Here is a 19503-nt window from a genome sequence, read left to right on the forward strand (position 1 = left end):
GTATCCCCACCGGCCTATCCCATTGTAGTAATTACACTCTTTACCACAATGGGATATACGCCGGATAACTCGCAGTATCTTCTTCTGTATTTGGACTTCTCTTCACCCACAATCGACGCAGATCAGGCATACCGTATGCTACGACACGGTAATCCTGAAGCGAAACGTGGTGTGCATGTTCTTCCCTGAAGCTGTATGTAGGCAAGAGTAAGGCCTCTTGAATGAGTCGCCCCTCCAACGTCATTAGCGTACGCAACCGCTCAGCACTATCCTGAATCATAACGACGTGTCTGCATTCACGTTCTAGCTCGCTTTTTCGTTCGTCATCCAATGCCATAAGGAACAGCGTATTTTGGAACGTATACATCGTTAATAGACTCAGCGTCACATGCTCATCGAACACTTCACCCGTGTAAATCAAATCATAAGAGGCGAATTCATCATGGTATACGGCATCTACCGGATTACCTAGCGTAACACTCACTTTCAGTCCAATAAGTGCACAACGCTGTGCGAACCAGGCCATGTCTGTCTCCATTTTCTCGCCTTCCTCTACCCACACATTCATGATCTGGCCTGCGTAGCAGCTGCGTTGTAACAGCTCTGAAGCTCTTACGAGAGATAAGTCAGCAGAAAGGGCTGTTGGCTTCGATTCTATTCGTTCAAGTATCTGCTTTTCCTTGGACTTGTCCCGAATCAGGCTATATGCAGCCTGTACACCTGTGTGTGCCAATGCCCCCATCATCTCTTGTGGATCCATCAGTTGCTGAACAGCCTGACGAAAGTATAAATCCTGTTGTGGGCCTTCTTTTCGCATATTAAAAGTCATAAACACACCGCCCTGAACCTCATGTTGAATCAAGCGAGCCAGTCCGTCTGGAAACAAGTCCTGTTTGATCACTGACTCCACTAGACCCGTCTGAGGAAGCTGCCATATTTCAACCCGATCAATAAACGCCCGCCCCCTGAAATAGGAAGGGAACACCTCCAGCACAAGCAGCTTGGGATGATTGCGTGTCAATCGGTAAGGCCCCGTACCAATCGGATGCATCGGGTCAAGCTCCACATCACGGGGTAAGATGGATGCATTCATGCTGCTCATCAGATCCGGGAACATAAAGTTGGGAAACCGCAACACAAAGCGCACCGTTAGCTCGTCGAACGTTTCTATGTGATGAATGGAGCCAAACAGTGACTTGCAAGGGTTCTCCTGATTGGAAAGAATCCGTTCAAACGTATATCTTACGTCCTCTGCATCAAGCATCCTGCCATGGTGAAAGAGTATGCCTTTGTGCAAATAAAAGGTCCACTCCGTTCCTTCAGGGTTGCTCTCCCATGCAACGGCAAGACTCGGTTCACAGACTTGGCGTTCAGCGTTGTACTGCACCAAGCGATCAAATACCTCCGCAACAATTCCAACTTCTCCCCACATGTAAGCCCGGGTCGGGTCCAATGTCTCAAAGGCAGTCTCCTGTGGAATTCGCAGCGTATCAACTCTACCTCGAGCGCCGTGATTGGAACGCAGACCGAACTGGCCTTGTAATCCTTGCATCAATATTTCTCGCATCGAAAACGGCATTGTTGAAGCCAGCATATAGGCCTCCTCCAACTTGTTTCCCTGCAACAGTCGATCAAATCGTTCCTGAACAGCCTGTAACAGAGGATGGCAAAAAACGAGCACAGATGTCTTCCCTCTGCCGCGCTGTGGGCTCCATCTGATCCAGCCATGATCCATAAATTTGTTCATAATCAGATTCATATTGCGCATCGTACAACATAAATGATTAGCCAACTCACCAATTGTTGTATGTATTTCTTCCTCTTCGCCTACATTCGAAAAGGCCATGCGAAGCTGAATATAATGATCCATGACCTCCACAACTATCCCTGCCTTTCCTTCCCCTGCGTAAAATACGAAATTGACTCGTATACTTCTACAGTTTTTCTTCAGGTTTTCCTCCATTATACTCAGGTACATCGACAACACCAGCGGGAAGGAAGAGAACTGCACATGAAATATACTGATTTGCATCGCAACATCAAGATTCGTATCATTACTGATTTTTTTACGGATCTAACTCAGAAATCCATTATTCCTTTTATGGCGATTTATCTGAGTGTCCAGATTGGTGCAGGCTGGGCAGGTATGCTGTTAACCGTTAATATTGTGGCCTCCATGATCGTTGGCTTGGGCGCAGGATACTGGTCTGACCGAGTCGGACGCAAGAAACTGATGGTCATCGCCCAAATATTGCAGGTATTCGCCCTGTTCTGGCTGGCTGCCGCCAACTCCCCGTGGATGGACTCCGTTCCTTTAACTTGTGTCATGTTTCTGCTTAGCAGCATCAGTTCGGGCATCACTGGGCCCATTGCCAATGCCATGATTGTAGACGTGAGTAGTGAGCATGAACGTCAGTATGTGTATGGGCTGCAATATTGGACCACCAATGTTGCCGTTACGATTGGTGCGCTGATGGGCGGGTTATTGTTCGAGTCCTTCCGCTTCATTTTGTTCAGTCTGGTATGCATGGAGAGCTTGGTTACACTATTTATTCTCTTGTTATATATTCACGAAACAATGGATATTAAACACTCGAATCAGCTTGATGCCCCGATTAATAGGAACATACTGAAAACGTATGGCGGTGTATTTAGGGACAAACGTTTTATGGTGTTTTTCACCGCAACAGTGCTGGCTGTCTCTCTGGAATTCCAAATGGATAAATACATCGCCGTTCGTCTGAAAAGTGAATTCAACGCCCAACTGTTCCGTTGGGACATCTCAGGTCTGCAGATGTTCAGTCTGATCATGGCGATTAACACTGTGCTCGTCGTAATCATGGCCATTCCTTTCTCCAAATGGCTGGGGCGTTTCCAGTCCAGATTTATTATGACTGTCGGCATGTGTCTGTACACTACTGGTTTTGCCGTGCTCGCTTTCAGCAATTGGGCCTGGCTGCTTATTACATCCGCTGTACTGCTAACCATCGGTGAGCTCATGTATGCGCCCGTCCGTCAGGTCATGCTTGCTGGCATGATTCCTGAATCCGACCGTGCTGCCTATATGGCTGCAGACGGCATGAGTTATAACGCGGCCGCTCTCCTGGGTAGTCTTGGCCTAACGATGGGGGCCTTTCTGCCTTCCTATGCAATGGCTGGCCTGTATGTATTGATGGGGATCGGTGCTCTCGTATTTTTCCGTCAGTCGCTCCGGACGTCAACGGTTCAAAGTGAACCACGACCCTGTGCAGATGCCTCATAAATTCCAAGCTCCTCTATGCTGGATTTTCTCCTGGTAGTTTTGAGTTCTATTGGAAGTGTATATCACAATCTACTATCTTGAAACTTATCGGGCCAGTAATCAGTAATAACAGGAGAGTCCTATTTACAAAATTTTCTTTTGAAGGAGTGTTTACATGCATTTATCCAATCGAAGCGCCCGCTTCAGGCTCACCTCCATAACGGGGGCGTTCATGGCGTTTGTCCTATCCCTCAGTCTATGGGCACCCGCCGTGCAGGCGGAGACTGCACCTGCTGCGGTCAATGAAAAAGGAAAAGTGACAGCGCTGACAACGGAGTCCGCGACAGCCTTTCTGGATACATTTTTTGATTCCGCCGAAGCGAAAGCACAATATGTTGGTGCTTCCGTAGTCGTTGTCAAAGATGGAAAAGTCGTGGCAGAGAAAGGGTATGGATATTCCGATTTGGAGAGTAAAACGCCCGTTGATCCGAAAAATACCACCTTTCGTATCGCCTCGGTCTCCAAAACATTCACATCAGCCGCTGTCATGCAGCTCGTAGAGCAAGGCAAGGTGGATTTGAAGGCTGATTTCCAGACCTATGTGAAAGGACTGGATTTCGATAATCCTTTTGACAAACCTGTAACGGTAGAGAATCTGCTCACACACACCACCGGATTCGAGATTCGCGACCCGCAGCAGGAAGACATCCATGATGACTTTGACAAAAGTGTATCGATGGAGGATTATGCCAAGTTACATATGCCACCTGTCGTTAGAGAACCTGGTAGCGCATACATGTACGACAACTTCTCCTTCCTGCTGCTTGGCATGATTGTGGAGAATGTGAGCGGCGAGCCGTTTGAATCGTATATGCAGCAGCATATCTTCAAACCTCTCGGTATGGATAACAGCAGTTTCTTGCTGAACGGCAAGTTCAAAAACCAACTTGCAACAGCCTATGATGCGGCCCATAATCCACTCGACCTGTACACCCTTTCCCCAACACCTATGCCTCAAGGCGGCATGCTCTCAACGGCAGAGGATATTGGGAATTTCATGATTGCTTTCCTGAATGATGGCGTGAAGGATAACGAACGTATTTGGAAAGAATCTACGGTAAAAAGCATGGAACAATACCGTTCTTCCATTCATCCGCTGCTCCCCAATACCACTTATGGATTTGAAGCTGCTTTTCAGCTTCCGGGTGCAGGCAGCAGTTCCAAAATTATCACCAAGGCTGGTGACCTAATCGGATTCAGCTCTTATCTCTTCCTTATTCCCGAGCAAAACACAGGTGTCTTCCTTACTTACAACCAAACAGGAGCACTTCGTAATCTCTTCTATCCTGCCTTTATCCAAACGTTCTTCCCGCAATATGCGGAGCCCATCAAGTTCAAGGATTATACACCTCAAACTGCGGATGAGCTGCAACGCTTCGCTGGGCTATACGCGGATCTGCGACTGAGCACCATTGTTAGTTCCCTGAAAGATGACGGCAAAGAACCTGGACAATTGAGCATTTCCGACGTCTTCCTTGGCCCACGTACCCTGATTCAGGTTGAAGATAATCTCTTCAAGGACGAATTAACAGGCCAGTTCACGGCGTTCAAGGAAAATGCTGATGGAACCATCTATATGAAAGAACCTTATCTCAACCCAATGGGTTATGAGAAAAAAGGGAAGAAACCCCAAGGCTTCCGGGATGTCCAGGCGAATAGTCCTTATGCTGAAGCCATCTATGGTTTGCAATCCCTTGGATACTATACCAATGATGCAAGTGAAGCTTTTCAACCCAAAAATGCCGTTACACGGGCTGAATTCATTGAGGATGTCCTTAAAATGAGCGGGCTGAAAGCCAGCAAAACGACGCCACCTGCGGATACCGACTGGGCAACTCACCCTGCTGCCGGTTACATTCAGCTAGGTTATGAATCCGGCATGATCGCCGGTGCGGATGAGAAACAGTTCAAACCGGATCAGGTCATCACACGTCAGGAAGCTATGGTGATGATTTGGAGAACTCTCCAGCTGCAATATCCAAATGAACTGTTCGAGGATGTGAAGCTGGCCGGGCAGACAGATGCCTGGGCTGTGCCTGCGATCCAAATGATGGTCAAGTTGGGCATTCACGGCCCGGAAGTGAAGGTGCTGGAGGATGGGTCGGTTGACTTCCTCTCCCGCAAACCACTGATCCGCCAGGAAGAGGCAGCGATTATGTATAAATTGTTCACGCAGCCAACCGATAAAATCGTAGCTGAGTTGATGGCAAAACAGTCAAAAGCGGAGGCTTCCCCTGAAGACGAAAAACCTGCTGAAGATGCTTCGGCTGCACCTGCAACCGTGAATCCTGAATAACCTGAACACCAGATTGCAATAACAGTATTACTCTCGCACTCATAACATAAAAAATTAAACAGGCTTGTTCGAAGGAGGAGCTTCCTCCCTCTGAACAAGCCTGTTTTGGTTTGTACGCTGACCATTTGTAGCCGGAATGCTCTGCTGTCTTCCTCTTCTCCTATACCTCGCTTAACATGGAAGAGACATGTTGATTGCCATTCCGCTGGTCATATTTGTCTGCGGCCGCTTTGGCATATGCCGCAAAATAGTCGGCCAGTTTACGCAAATCTCCTGGATCTCCTTCATAAGAGAATGAAGCAGGAAGCCGCAATCGGTATCCTGGAGATTCATCAGCCCAGCGGCGCAACAGTTGTGCTGCTCTAGCATAGAACATCATTTTGGCAAACGGATCTTCATGATCCATCGCGAGCACTATACTTTCTTCCAGTACATCGATGCCCTTCGCCGGGTTCGTGCGTGCAAGATAATCCATCTGCTCAGCAAAGCTCTGCACAAAATCATTATGTCCTTTGATCATGCGATAGCCTTTGGCCTGATGTTTGTCAGCTTCCTCAATCTTGCCAAGTCGGTATAGTGGCATCAAAATCTCCGATAAGGTCAGGTGCGGAATTTCGGCACAACTCATTCTCCCTTTCAAAATGGGCTTCGCCGCTTCCAATACCTTCTCATCATCACCTGCCAATAACCAGTAGCGCATGATCTCGTCCTGCTCACAGGCTTCACAATCACTCATAAAGTCACGGTCCATACTTCTGAACTTCGTATAGCTGGTACCCGCCTCCTCCAGATCGCCAAGATCCATGGATATGCGGAATCGATAATACCAATACGAACGTTCACTGTACCCAAATGATTTGAAGCGACGTCCAAAGTCCTCCAGTAGTTCCATCATTTTATCGCGAGACACTTCCGGGAAGCTGGATAGTTCTCCCAAAATCCATTTATACGACCACATTAACGTTTCTTCGTCATAGTGTTCTGGCTGTTGATCAAACTTGCCCAGCTGCCAGGAAAAAGCAATCAGTGCTTTCATCGGATAACCGCAGAATGTCGCGGTCTCGACGATCTCTGAACGTGCTTCGTACGCTTCCTCCTCCATGCCATTCACATCGGCGACTCTTGCCGCTTCCTCTAGCATGCCAAGCTTCGCTGTTCCATTAGGCAGGCCATAGGCCTCATCCATCAAATCCTCAAAATCCATTTCGGTCTTCATCAGGCATCCCCCTTACGATCTGTATTCGCACGTAAACCCCAATCAATAAAACGAACGATGCCCTGATTCAGCACCTCAAGCTCCTGTCGATTCATCGCATAATGCCCCATCATTAATGCATTGACATACAACATCTCAATGGCAATCGGAGTCATTTGGGCATCCGGTGAATTCAGGACCCGCTGAATAATTGGATTGCTGATGTTCAGGTACAGGGTCGAATAACCTGCGGAACTAATGCCGGATGACAATGATCCAAGGACGGAGGAGAATAATTCTGTACTCTCCTCACTTGCTTTTTCCAATGCACGCAGCGTGGAAGACTCCTGCGAGAGCGTGAACAGCACCGGCAAATCGGCTGGCTTGAAGCCCTTGACCTCTGCACGGCAGCGGAAACGTTGCAAAGCAGAATCAGCAAGGCGCAAGGCATCATAATACTGATTTCGTTCAGCCGGCGGCACGTCGGTGAAACTCATGGATAACTCATCCGGCTGCAACCGTTGCGTCTGTACATGCTGCACCACTTGTGGCAGCATTGCCATCAAATCGCTGTCGTAGATGTATCCACCGTTAATGACCAACATCGATTGGGCTGACGCGACATGATGAATCTGACGATACTCATCCACCGTGGTAGTGAAGTACAACGTCTCTCCCTCGCTCATCAACTCGCCCAGTTCCCGATGACCACGTGTACTTTCAAATGGAAGCCAGCGGTGAATCATCGCGTAGAACTCCTGATCCTGCACAGCCAGTGCTTTCATCGACAGCGCATGCAGACGAATCAGCTTTTGCAGCCGTTCTGTCTGGCTCTCAGCCATGTCGGCCAACCCTTTACGAAGGGCATCTCCAAGTTCGGAGCGAACCTCTTCCAGCTTTTCATTTTCATAAAAATGTTCCCGTGAAGCTGTCGGTTGAAGCTCGTCTGTCCAAATAAGGCATTTCACGAAAAAGGCCCAATCCGGCAAAATATTCTCCGCCTTCTCCGAGATTAGCATTCGCTTCAGATACACCCGGTGAGAACGCTTGGCATTCAAATTAACTGCATGCGGAAGAACAAATGCGATGCCTCCTGTACGGCCTGAAGCCGTCGTCAGTGGGATGAAATCCTGAAACTTCTCTCCCAGCAATCGTTCACCAAAAGCCAGCACTTCCGCTCTGCGTCCACGTGCAAGCTCAGGCTCCATCAACCAGATCGGTGACTCGCTATTGACGATATGTTGAACACCGTCACTATGCAAGATGACTGGATAAGGCAGCAGCGCTCCATAATAGAACAAGGCTTCTTTCACATATTCCGTTTCAAAATAATGCGCTGCGTCCGGCGTACAACGCAGATATACTTTTGTTCCAGGAGACAACTGTGTCTCCAATTGCCGAATCGTATACGTTCCATCGGGCTTACCCCGCCACTCCATCGAAGGTCCACCCTTCGCGGATTGCGTCAGCATGACGATTTCATGACTCACCATGAAACAGGACAATAATCCGATTCCGAATCGCCCGATAAACGAAGTCTCTCCATCCAGCAAGGCCTGCTGCCCACGCTTCGAGGATTGACCTATCATCGCAAGAAACTCATGGATATCGGCTTCCGTCAAGCCAATGCCGTTGTCCTCCACCATCATGGTCAACTGCTCACCTGTTCCGGTCAGTTCTACACGTACTTCACCCTGATATCCTGGTTCCGCTTCTGTCCGAGCTGTAATGGCATCAGTCGCATTTTGCATTAATTCACGTAAAAATACTTTAGGGCTACTGTATAGATGGTTCGATAGAATCTGGATCATACCGCTTAGGTTTACCTGAAAGCGATACTCATTGGATGCTGTCATTTCGCTCACCTTCCTCTGGTCCAAACACATCTGATGTTTCCTACTTGGAAGTGTTCATATGATGTGTTAGACGAAATAGTTATGTAATTACAAGAAATGAGGCGTTCCATTGGATGGATACGCCAAGTAACGACGTTAAACCGGCCTTGGCTAACCAAGACCGGCGTTAGATGAATATTCAGGCATTCATGATATGTAAGAGGCCTTAAGTCTAATTACCACGTTATGGATGGCAATGAAACGAGATATTGCATCCTTTTAACCAGAATACATGGTATAGACTACTGTGAAAACAAACCTAAGACCCGATTTCTCCGGACTTTAGGGTGAAGTTGCTGCTCAGATTTGGGACTAAAGACGGAGAATCTTTATTTTCTGACCCTCCATTTGAACGATATTGCTCATCTGGACGTATAATCTCCAAACTCAGATCGGACGGTGAATGTACATGATTGAAGTTCGCAACATTTCTAAGCAATTTAAAGTGCATCAGGCACTGAACGATGTCAGCTTCACGGTTGAACAAGGCAGCGTTACCGGGCTGATTGGTCCCAACGGTTCGGGCAAAACCACCCTGATCCGCATCATGAACGGTGTTCTCGGCGCTTCGGGTGGGCAAGTGAGTATTAACGGCCTCGATCCCTTCCGTGAGACGGAGAACGTACTCGCCATCTGCGGCACATTAACCGAGCAGAGCGGATTGTATGAAAATATGAGCGGGCGTGACAACCTGATCTTTTTCGCTGAAGCTTTCGGTGTAAAACGCGCCAAAGAACGGATTGACGAGCTCGTGGATCTGTTCGAATTGCAGGAATATCAACATCGAAAAGTAGGCACTTACAGCACAGGTATGAAAAAACGCGTAGGTCTAGCACGAGTGCTGCTACACCGCCCCTCCATTCTCTTTCTGGATGAACCAACCAACGGGCTTGACCCGGATGGGATTCAGATGGTCCTCCGAATCATCCGTCGGCTAAATCAGGAGGAACAGATGACGATTCTCGTATCGTCTCACGTGTTATCCCAGCTTTCGGCCGTGTGTGACCGGTATATTTTTATGGAAAAGGGGCGCAAGGTTGAGGAAGGTACGGAGCAGGAGATCGTCAACCGATACCTGACCTCACCCCGAATTGAAGTTGAAGCAACCATTCCGGATGGCTGGCAAACAGTGACAGGGTATACACCGGAGATCGTCTCCGCGAACAAAGCCGTTTTCCAGCTTCAAACTCGTGAAGATATTCCGTTGCTGCTGCGACAATTGACTGAGCGTGGACAAGTCTATCAGGCCCGAATTACGGGCAGCGATCTGGAAAGTATTTATTTTGCCATTAGGGAGGCACATCATCATGAATAACCGACAAGCCATACGTGCACTTGTTCGTAAAGATATTCGAGCTATCACAGCCAGCGTGCAGCTCTGGCTGCCCATGTTGATCGTTCCGCTAGTTATCGGGATCATCATGCCTGGGATACTCATTTGGGCAGCCTCAAGGATGGAACTTGCTTCCCTCGGCAATATGAGTTTCCTGCTTGATACACTGGATAACCTAACCCGTGCCGGGCGGATTCCGCAGCTTGCTTCGATGCCTACGGATAACCATCGTATTGTCTATTACCTGGCCTTGTACATGTTCGCACCCCTGTTTCTCATCATTCCGGTGATGGCATCCAGCATTCTGACGGCCAACAGTTTTGCAGGCGAGAAGGAGCGCAAGACTCTGGAAAGTCTTCTGTTCACTCCGATGAGTATGGATACGTTGTTTAAAGGCAAGGTGTTAGCTGCCCTTATTCCTTCCCTGCTGTTATCCTGGATTACCTTCATTATCTACGGAATCATTGCCAATATCCTGTTGTATCCCATGTTCGGGGCATGGATGTTTCCCAATCTGAACTGGATCATTCTGGTTCTATGGGTTGTTCCAACGTGCAGTCTTGTGGTCATTCTGTTAAATGTACTGATCTCGGCGAAGGTACGTGGATTTCAGGAGGCCTATCAACTCGGAGGACTGGTCGTTCTTCCATTGCTTGCGCTGATTGCTGGTCAGGCGAGCGGCATGCTGCTTATCAGTCCTCTCATGTTAATCCTGGTCGGAGCAGTACTTCTGCTCATCAGTTTCATTTTGCTTCGTCTGGTTACTTTGTGGAACAGTCGTCAACAGCTGGCTGAAAGTCAGATTTAGGCTGAATATGGTTGAATATAACGGCAGAAGATCTGATCTTCTGTCGTTTTTATCTGACTGAGATGTGTAACATATTTTCCATAGTTTACCGATATAACGTAAGGTGATAATGTGTTACTTACATACATAAAAAGAAGGGTGACGATTGATTTATGAACAAATGGTCTACACGTATGCATCGCACGGTTTGCACCTTGCTGCTGTTCACACTGATCACGGCAGCAGTGCTTGGAGGCGGAGCCAATGCTCATGCAGCTTCCCTCAGCCAAACTACGGTATATTATGAGTCCGATGGTGTATTGTACAAAGTATCCGGTGACGGAAGCGGAACTACAGAGGTATTGCTTGATTTTGAAGGAGATGGTCTGTCTGCGGCTGGAACCTATCTCTATTACACTCGTTCCGAGTCTTCCACAACGCTGCTTCGCGTTCCCAATGACGGTTCTAGTGATTCCGCTGAAACGTATGCGACAGATGTATTGAGCTACTTTACGGATAACGGGTTCATCTATTATATGGATTCCAAAGGAACGATCTATCGTGGAAATGGCAATAGCGAAGCTTCCGCTGCCACCAAAATTGCAGACAAAGCAGATACAGATTTCCCGCTGCTCGCCGTAACGAAAGGCCGTGTATATTATAACGGGCTCGTTAATGGAAACCCATGGATCGTTTCTAAGGCATCCAATGGAAGCGGAGCAGTGCAACGAATTGCTGCTGGTGCAGTAGAGAGTCGTTATTTTATGAACGTGGCCAAAAACGAACTGCAATTGATGGTGAACACTGACCCATACGAGCAGTACTACTCTACCAACGCCATTATCATGTACAAGGTAAACTACAATACAGGCAAAGGTACAGCAGTTAATCCCAAAGCAAAACTGGATGTGAACGCTGTTTATGCCGGTGGCTGGGGCAACAATCTGTATGTGTACAACAAAGGCATCAAGCTGGATAGCAACAAGGATTATGATTATTCAACAGGCAAAGCCTTTGCATTAACCACTTCTGGCAAAACACTTCAGATTCATAGTAAGAGCATCCGGGAGGTCAATCCACTGGGTACGGATAAGGTTGTCGTTGTGGATGCAGACAAAAAGGCGTATGCCAAAACCATCGCCGGGAACAAGGTATCCAAATCTGCCAACCTGAATTTGAACAGTGTCACTTTCGTAACTGCTCAGTTGACCAACGGAACACCAACTATTGCATATCTTTCCGGTACAAATGGTCTTTATTCCGTGAGCGCTGCTCTCAAAGTAACCAAGCTTGCTGGAGAGGAATGGTCAACGTTCCAGCTTCATGACGATGTTCCGGGCATGTTCTATATCAACACAAATGATCTCTATCGTCTGTATCATGTGCAAGCCAATGGGACAGGCAAAAAGGTGCTAAGCGACGTTTTCCTGGATGATATCCTGTTGGTCGTGCCAAACTAACCCAAGCATGTGGGTATAGACTTATAGAGACTTATAGCTATCTCAACATTCTAGTTTCAAATAAAGAGGATAACCCTAAAGCCATCACGGCTCTGGGTATCCTCTTTTTTTCATGTCCAAAACTATTTTTCAAAAACATCTTCCATATGAGAATGATAATTGTTATCATTAAGAAAATAAGACAAAAGGATGGTCCGTATGACTGAACAGCTTCCCTTCATTTCTGAAACCTCATCTCTACCGCTCCTCTCTTCCATGTGCCGTGTACGGCGCGGGGAGCATTTCCGTGTGCAAGGCAAGACGGTGTCCCGGCCCATGCTCTGTCTTATTTTACAAGGAGACGGTGTTCTGGTCTTGAACGATACAGTCTATACCGCCGAAGCCAATCAACTGTATGTTCTGAAGCCAGGAACAACGATTGAGGCGGCTGCACGCTCGGCTGTTACGGAGTTCATAATACTTAGCATGGATACGGTATGTTTGCAGCAAGTGCGTGGCCAATGGAAAATGTCCTCCTCTTCTGGTTTCCCGCTGGATTGGGAGACAGGCAGACTAATGGTTCGTCATGACCAACAAGCCAGAGCGCGAGTTGAACAATTGTATGAAGCCTATCGCGGCGTTCACCCCGATCACTTTATCAGTATACATAGCCAGCTGCACGAGCTTTTGCAGTATCTCTCGGAGAACCGGCTTGAAGAAAATTATGAGAAGGTCGATCCGGCGCTTGAACGCAGCATTATGTATATGAAAAGGTTCATGAGTGAAGGTATCAGCATGGATCAACTGGCCAAAATTGCCGGATTGACGCCAAGCTCATATTCCCGCAGTTTCAAGAAAGCCAAGGGCATGTCACCTACCGATTATCTGAATCGCTTACGGATTGACGAGGCCAAAAAACAGCTCAAGCAGGAATCATGTGTACTCAAAGACGTCGCCGTATCTGTTGGCTATGGCAATGAATATTATTTTAGCCGCAAATTCAAACAAACCTTGGGGATCGCACCCAGCCTATATATGAAAAAAGACCAAATTCGCGTGGCTACCGCGTCCAGAATGGAACTTCAAGAGAACCTCTCATCGCTCGGACTACATCCCGTAGCTGCAATGGACGGATTCCATGATCGGGAGCTTGATGAAGTCGAACAGCAGCAGTGGCTAGCTAGACAATTGGAGAAATTACGTCAGGCCAAGCCGGACCTGATTATCGGTGACTTTCATCATAAACCCTTTTACGATAAGCTCAAAAGTATTGCACCTACGGTTATCCTGGATCAGGCCCATGAATGGAAAGAAAATCATGTACGCTTGGCTGAACTGGTCGGACGGGAGCAGCAGGCCTTACAGAATTTCAAACAGCTTGAGCTTCGCAACCTTGATATCGGACTCCGTTTGAAGCATCATTTCGGGCAAGAACGTATTATGCTTATGCAGGTTACGAATCAGTCTATCCGGCTCCAGGAAAATATCGAGCATCCATTGAATCGTCTTATCTACGGTGAACTTGGACTGAACCCTGCACAGATCATATGTACAGACTTAATGACAGATGAGTATGCGGCAGATAGCATCCCCATGCTGGATACGGATCATCTGTTCATGAACCGCGTCTCCAATACTCCTGCCAGTGAGAAACTGCTTCGGCGTATGAAACAAACTACAGCCTGGAATCGATCTCCAGCCGTGTTGAAAGGTAACGTACACGATATATCCGATTGGTCTGTACTATCCTGGACCCCCAGCGGACGCCATCAGATCATGGACGAACTGGAACAGATCGTTCAGCAGCTTGTGACCTTATCACGTGTGGGATTAATCGGCCAATTGTAAAGCATGTGTTTTTCTTCATTATAAATGTACAAGTGCGTAACCCCCCAAGACAAAAGAGCCCTCTCCAATTCGGAAAGGGCCCTTTGCTTTTGCTGTTATTAATGTTCCTTAATCTCTTCCTTCGGAACCAGTTTGTATATTTCTTCATCTTCCATGGTATCAATCAAGCGATCCAGCCATTTGTAGTAGGCCTCTGCTTGAAGCACCTTATGCTTGTCTTCCTTAAGAATGTGAAGAAGTTCAGCATCTGCTTGTTCATCCAGATCAGCAATCAAACGATTCAGTTCATCAACGGATTTGCGCAGTACCTGAAGGTTACTCTCCACGGCTTTTCTCCATTTAATCACAAAATAATCCGTAAACGTCTGATGCCAGTCATACTCCACTTCATATAGGTCTTTCCGGGAGCCTTTGCTCCATACTTTATTCACCATTTTTAGATCCAGCAGTGTACGTACGCCGGTACTCATGCTCGTTTTGCTCATTTCCATTTCCCGGCCCATATCGTCAAGGGTCATAGGTTTGTCTGCAAAAAAAAGCAATCCATATAAGTGTCCCGTGGACAGCGTAACGCCGTAGAGATCCATATTACGCCCAATGGCTTCAATGACGCGTTTACGGATCCTAAGAACGGTTGCCTGCTGTTCCTCTTGTAAATGGTCCAAGCTCATGCTTGCAACCTCCATTCTCAACATTCCCAGTCTCGGCAAAATAATTGCAACTGTTTAAGATCCGGCTTACATGGGAAAGTATCCGGCAGGACATCCTATATGCCAACAGGCTTTAGGTTACCCCATGTATTTCATGGGAGCTTGACCAAGTTGCAAACGCCTACGACTATCTTTTAACCAAAAAAAACTGCTTAGATTCAGCACATTTTCTATTGTAGAAAAAGCGATATCAAATGTAAAGGTGTCTTATTAGCCAGAATAAGGAGAATGACGGAGCATATGGACGGAAAACTTTGTACAGTTTTTACTGTACAAACATTATGTACTGTTTATTCGGTTGCTATACGGGTTAAGTATTGTTAGAATACAAAACGTTACCCAGAAAGACGGGAAGCGAAGCAACGATTACCGGATTTCGTGGCTGGGCGCACAAGTGTATGGGCTTGTGGATGCTGAAAGCCGTTCGAAGTGCACAACACATCAGAAGGGGTGAAAACATGACCATACTTGAAGTAAAAAATGTAAGTAAACTGTTTGGACCCCAAACCGAGCAAGGTCTACAATTACTGGAGCAAGGTTGGGGCAAAGAAAAGTTGGCCAAAGAAAAACAGATAACGGTTGGTGTCAACCGGGTCAACATGGAAATTCAGGAAGGTGAAATTTTCGTCATCATGGGACTGTCCGGAAGTGGTAAGTCTACACTTGTTCGAATGTTCAATCGTCTGATTGAACCTACATCGGGAGAGATTCTTGTCCATGGTAAAGATCTACGTAAGATGAACAAAGAACAATTGCGCGAAGTGCGTCGGAAAACGATCAGCATGGTATTCCAGAAGTTTGCGTTATTCCCGCACCGTACCGTTCTTGATAATGTGGAGTATGGTCTCGAAGTTCAAAAAGTAGATAAAGATGAACGTCGGGAAAAAGCAAAAACGTCGCTTGAACTGGTTGGCCTTAAAGGCTGGGAAGACAAAATGCCGGATGAGCTAAGTGGCGGGATGCAGCAACGTGTAGGTTTGGCCCGTGCGCTGGCGAATGACCCGGAAGTACTGCTAATGGATGAAGCATTCAGTGCACTTGATCCACTGATCCGTCGTGATATGCAGGATGAGCTGATTGAGCTTCAGGATAAAATGAAAAAGACCATTATTTTCATTACCCATGACTTGGACGAAGCGCTGCGCATCGGCGATCGTATTGCCCTCATGAAAGACGGCGCAGTCGTGCAGATCGGTACTCCGGAAGAAATCATGATTCAACCGGCCAACTCATATGTGGCCCGCTTCGTCGAAGACGTGGACTTGTCCAAGGTCCTTACCGCATCTCATGTTATGCGACGTCCTGAAACGATTACGCTTGACCGTGGTCCTCGTGTTGCCCTCGAATTAATGCGCGAACGTGGTATTTCCAACCTGTTTGTCATTGACCGTTCGAAGAAGCTGCTTGGTGTTATAACAGCAGAAGATGCAACCCGCGCGATGCGCGAAAACAAAGTGTTGAACGATATTCTGATTACGGATGGGCCGACTGTAGCGCCTGAAACCCTGATTCATGAATTGTTCGAAATTGTAAGTTCAGCCCATGTGCCGCTCGCTGTTGTTGGCGAAACCGGCCGTCTGCAAGGTGTTATCGTCCGCGGTGCCCTGCTTGGAGCACTAAGCGGTGAAGTTGCAGTAAAGGAGGAACTTGTGAATGATTCCCAAAATACCACTAGCATCGTGGATTGAAGCGATTGTTGACTGGATGAGCACCTCGCTCTCCGGATTATTTAAAGTCATTTCTGTTGTTATTCAGGAGGTTGTCGGATTTTTCTCCGGGCTGTTCATGCTCCCCCATCCGCTCCTGTTTATTGTAATACTTGGTGTATTGGCATATCTTGTTGGCCGAATACCACTGACCCTGTTTACAGTTATCGGTTTCTTGCTCGTAGATAACCTCGGATATTGGTCCCAATCGATGGATACTTTGGGCCTCGTTATTACGTCAGGATTAGTCTCCATTCTGCTTGGTGTTCCCATCGGTATCTGGCTCGCATACAGCAAAACTGCAGCCCGGATTATTACACCATTGCTTGACTTTATGCAGACCATGCCTGCATTTGTCTACTTGCTGCCAGCGGTAACCTTCTTCAGCCTTGGTGTGGTTCCCGGTGTTATCGCGTCCGTTATATTCGCGATTCCACCTACAATTCGCCTGACTCACCTCGGAATTAAGCAGGTATCTGGCGAACTGGTCGAAGCAGCGGATGCTTTTGGTTCTACGTCCATGCAAAAGTTGTTCAAAGTACAGCTTCCACTCGCATTGCCTACCGTAATGTCAGGGATTAACCAAACCATCATGCTGTCGCTGTCCATGGTTGTTATTGCTTCCATGATCGGTGCACAGGGTATTGGTGCGGAAGTCTATCGTGCGGTAACACAGTTGCAGATTGGTAAAGGTTTTGAAGCAGGTCTGGCTGTCGTGGTTCTTGCGATCGTACTTGACCGTTTCACTCAAAATCTGTTTATGCCAGGCCGTAAGAAAAGCTCACGCTTCTCAGCGAAACAAAAAGCCTGGATTACTGCTGCAGCCACATTTGTTGTGCTCGTAGCTGGTTTCTCACAATACTTTGTTGGCGGCAACAGTACTTCTGCCGGCGGTAACAACACTCCAGCGAATGCTGTAGGTGAAGAAGTCAAATATCAGATCATTGGTATTGATCCGGGTGCAGGCATTATGAAATCCGCTGCCAAAGCCATTGAAGATTATCATTTGACGGACTGGACCCTGATTGAAGGATCTGGTGCAGCGATGACTGCCACACTGGACAAAGCCCTTAAAGCGGAAGAACCGATCATTATTACAGGCTGGACTCCACACTGGATGTTCAACAAATATGATCTGAAATATCTGGATGATCCCGAGAAATCTTTCGGTGATGCAGAAGAAATTCACACCATCGCACGTAAAGGATTAAAAGGAGATCACCCAGTTGCTTATGAATTCTTGTCCCGTTTCCAATGGACATCAGATGAAATGGGCGAAATGATGAGTGCCATCCAAAATGGTACATCTCCAGAAGAAGCCGCAAAAGACTACGCTGAGAAACATGCAGACCAGATTGACGAATGGACCAAAGGTCTGACGCCAGTTAACGGTGATGCATTTAAACTTAGCTATGTAGCCTGGGATTCTGAGATTGCGAGTACTAACCTGTTGAAATATGTCATGGAAAGCAAACTTGGCTATAAAGTTAACGCCCTGCAAGTTGAAGCTGGACCTATGTGGACGGGTGTCGCCTCAGGCGACGTAGATGCCTCTCCAGCAGCTTGGCTGCCATTGACTCACGCTGACTACTGGGAACGTTACAAAGACCAGGTGGATGATCTGGGAGCCAACATGACCGGTGTACGCACAGGGCTCGTTGTTCCTGCATACATGACAGACGTTAATTCGATTGCAGATTTGGAAACAGGTGCTTCTTCCTCCACTCCATCGGCGAATGCCAATGTGGGAAATGAAGTGAATCACCAAATTATCGGTATCGATCCAGGTGCCGGAATTATGAAATCCACAGCGAGTGCCATTGAGAAATACGGTTTGTCTGATTGGAAACTGGTTGAAGGTTCAGGAGCCGCAATGACAGCTACGCTGGATAAAGCGGTTAAGAATAAGGAACCGGTTATCGTTACCGGTTGGACACCGCATTGGATGTTCAATGCATATGACCTGAAATACCTGGACGATCCGGAAGGCGTCTACGGTGAAGCAGAACAAATTCATACCATTGCCCGTAAAGGGTTAAAGGAAGACAAACCTGTCGCTTATGAATTCCTGGATCGCTTCTCCTGGACACCTGAGGATATGGGTGAAATCATGGTTGCCATTCAAAACGGAGAAGATCCCCAAAAAGCCGCAGCAGCTTTTGCAGAGAAGCATAGCGACAAAGTGGCTGAATGGACCAAAGGTCTGACTCCGGTGAATGGAGATTCCATTAAACTAAGTTACGTAGCTTGGGACTCCGAGATTGCAAGTACGAACTTGCTGGAGTACATCCTTAAAGAAAAACTGGGTTACAAAGTAACCTCTCTTCAAGTGGAGATCGGTCCAATGTGGACCGGCATTGCCAATGGTGATGTAGATGCAACTCCAGCTGCATGGTTGCCGCTCACCTCTGCAGATTATTTCAACAAATACAAGGATCAGATCGATGATCTCGGTCCAAATATGGACGGTGCCAAAACAGGTCTGGTTGTACCAACCTATATGGACATCAATTCCATTGAAGATTTAAAAGATAATTAAACCAGATTGAGATGGATAAACCTGAATTTGGCAAAAAGACCACCGGAATTTTTTCGGTGGTCTTTTTTAGTGTAACTTTTAATTGATTAGGTAAGCTAATGGGTTAAAGCTATCAGGTGTTTAAAGCTGTGAAACTGAATTATGTACTCAGACTCTACAAATTTCTTTTCTTTTTCTACGCTTACCCAATCAGCAACAATAATACGCCAATGGTAATCAGCACAATACCAAAAATCCCATACACCACTCTTGCACCCTGACGTCCAATGGTTTTCACAAAGAGACCTGCTCTAAAACTCTTCATAAACCAATCCCAATTATTGATTCCACCCAACAAACTGAAAATCCCTGCGGCAATAGCCAATAGTGCGATTAAAACCGGTTGATCTTGCATTTCAACACTCCTTCAATATAATCCTGTCTACTATACCTTCCTCTGGTAAAAATGAACAGT

The 19503-nt window shown here is 47.0% G+C and carries 13 protein-coding genes; 8 read left to right on the forward strand and 5 right to left on the reverse strand.

Annotation, left to right across the window (positions count from 1 at the left end; all coding sequences use genetic code 11):
• Positions 1-40: 40 nt before the first annotated feature.
• Positions 41-1870 (reverse strand): ABC transporter substrate-binding protein, encoded by a 1830-nt coding sequence (locus gpAD87_RS19585; RefSeq protein ID WP_064640028.1) that lies wholly within the window; start codon positions 1868-1870, stop codon positions 41-43.
• 141 nt (positions 1871-2011) lie between these two features.
• On the opposite strand from gpAD87_RS19585, the gene gpAD87_RS19590 reads away from it, so the two are divergent.
• Both gpAD87_RS19590 and gpAD87_RS19595 read left to right on the forward strand, forming a co-directional pair.
• Complete coding sequence (locus gpAD87_RS19590; protein WP_064640030.1) at positions 2012-3262, forward strand: MDR family MFS transporter; 1251 nt, start codon at positions 2012-2014, stop codon at positions 3260-3262.
• 154 nt (positions 3263-3416) lie between these two features.
• A complete protein-coding gene (locus tag gpAD87_RS19595) occupies positions 3417-5597 on the forward strand; it encodes a serine hydrolase (RefSeq protein WP_064640032.1) in 2181 nt (726 codons plus the stop codon).
• Between the two features lie 160 nt (positions 5598-5757).
• On the opposite strand, the gene gpAD87_RS19600 is transcribed toward gpAD87_RS19595, so the two are convergent.
• Both gpAD87_RS19600 and gpAD87_RS19605 read right to left on the reverse strand, forming a co-directional pair.
• Complete coding sequence (locus gpAD87_RS19600; protein WP_064640033.1) at positions 5758-6813, reverse strand: hypothetical protein; 1056 nt, start codon at positions 6811-6813, stop codon at positions 5758-5760.
• Complete coding sequence (locus gpAD87_RS19605) at positions 6813-8648, reverse strand: HSP90 family protein (RefSeq protein WP_064640035.1); 1836 nt, start codon at positions 8646-8648, stop codon at positions 6813-6815. Before gpAD87_RS19605 ends, gpAD87_RS19600 begins: the two co-directional genes overlap by 1 nt.
• Before the next feature lie 448 nt (positions 8649-9096).
• Here gpAD87_RS19605 and gpAD87_RS19610 point away from each other — a divergent pair, with 448 nt between their 5' ends.
• The 4 genes from gpAD87_RS19610 to gpAD87_RS19625 all read left to right on the forward strand — a co-directional run bounded on the left by gpAD87_RS19610 (position 9097) and on the right by gpAD87_RS19625 (position 14094).
• The gene (locus gpAD87_RS19610; protein WP_197521442.1) at positions 9097-10002 is read left to right on the forward strand and encodes an ABC transporter ATP-binding protein; all 906 of its coding nucleotides are present in this window, start codon (positions 9097-9099) and stop codon (positions 10000-10002) included.
• Positions 9995-10828, forward strand: a complete 834-nt coding sequence (locus gpAD87_RS19615; protein ID WP_064640038.1) for an ABC transporter permease — start codon at positions 9995-9997, stop codon at positions 10826-10828. The genes gpAD87_RS19610 and gpAD87_RS19615 overlap by 8 nt, the downstream gene beginning before the upstream one ends.
• Positions 10829-10980: 152 nt before the next feature.
• Entirely contained in the window at positions 10981-12267 is a 1287-nt protein-coding gene (locus tag gpAD87_RS19620; RefSeq protein WP_064640040.1) for a hypothetical protein, read from the forward strand.
• A 198-nt stretch (positions 12268-12465) separates the two neighbouring features.
• Positions 12466-14094 carry a helix-turn-helix domain-containing protein gene (locus gpAD87_RS19625; protein WP_064640042.1) on the forward strand — a complete coding sequence of 543 codons (1629 nt, stop codon included), beginning with the start codon at positions 12466-12468 and terminating at the stop codon, positions 14092-14094.
• Positions 14095-14192: 98 nt separating this feature from the next.
• On the opposite strand, the gene gpAD87_RS19630 is transcribed toward gpAD87_RS19625, so the two are convergent.
• On the reverse strand, positions 14193-14765 hold the full coding sequence (locus gpAD87_RS19630) for a GbsR/MarR family transcriptional regulator (RefSeq protein ID WP_063564456.1): 573 nt from the start codon (positions 14763-14765) through the stop codon (positions 14193-14195).
• Positions 14766-15262: 497 nt separating this feature from the next.
• Between gpAD87_RS19630 and gpAD87_RS19635 the strand changes: the two genes are divergently transcribed.
• Positions 15263-16492, forward strand: coding sequence for a quaternary amine ABC transporter ATP-binding protein (locus gpAD87_RS19635; RefSeq protein WP_063564457.1), 1230 nt, complete (start codon positions 15263-15265; stop codon positions 16490-16492).
• A complete protein-coding gene (locus tag gpAD87_RS19640; protein WP_064640043.1) occupies positions 16458-19049 on the forward strand; it encodes a glycine betaine ABC transporter substrate-binding protein in 2592 nt (863 codons plus the stop codon). Before gpAD87_RS19635 ends, gpAD87_RS19640 begins: the two co-directional genes overlap by 35 nt.
• A 181-nt stretch (positions 19050-19230) precedes the next feature.
• On the opposite strand, the gene gpAD87_RS19645 is transcribed toward gpAD87_RS19640, so the two are convergent.
• Positions 19231-19443, reverse strand: a complete 213-nt coding sequence (locus tag gpAD87_RS19645; protein ID WP_064640044.1) for an immunity 17 family protein — start codon at positions 19441-19443, stop codon at positions 19231-19233.
• Positions 19444-19503 lie beyond the last annotated feature (60 nt).

This window comes from Paenibacillus sp. AD87 (assembly GCF_001659845.1).
In the GTDB taxonomy this organism is placed as follows: domain Bacteria; phylum Bacillota; class Bacilli; order Paenibacillales; family Paenibacillaceae; genus Paenibacillus; species Paenibacillus marchantiae.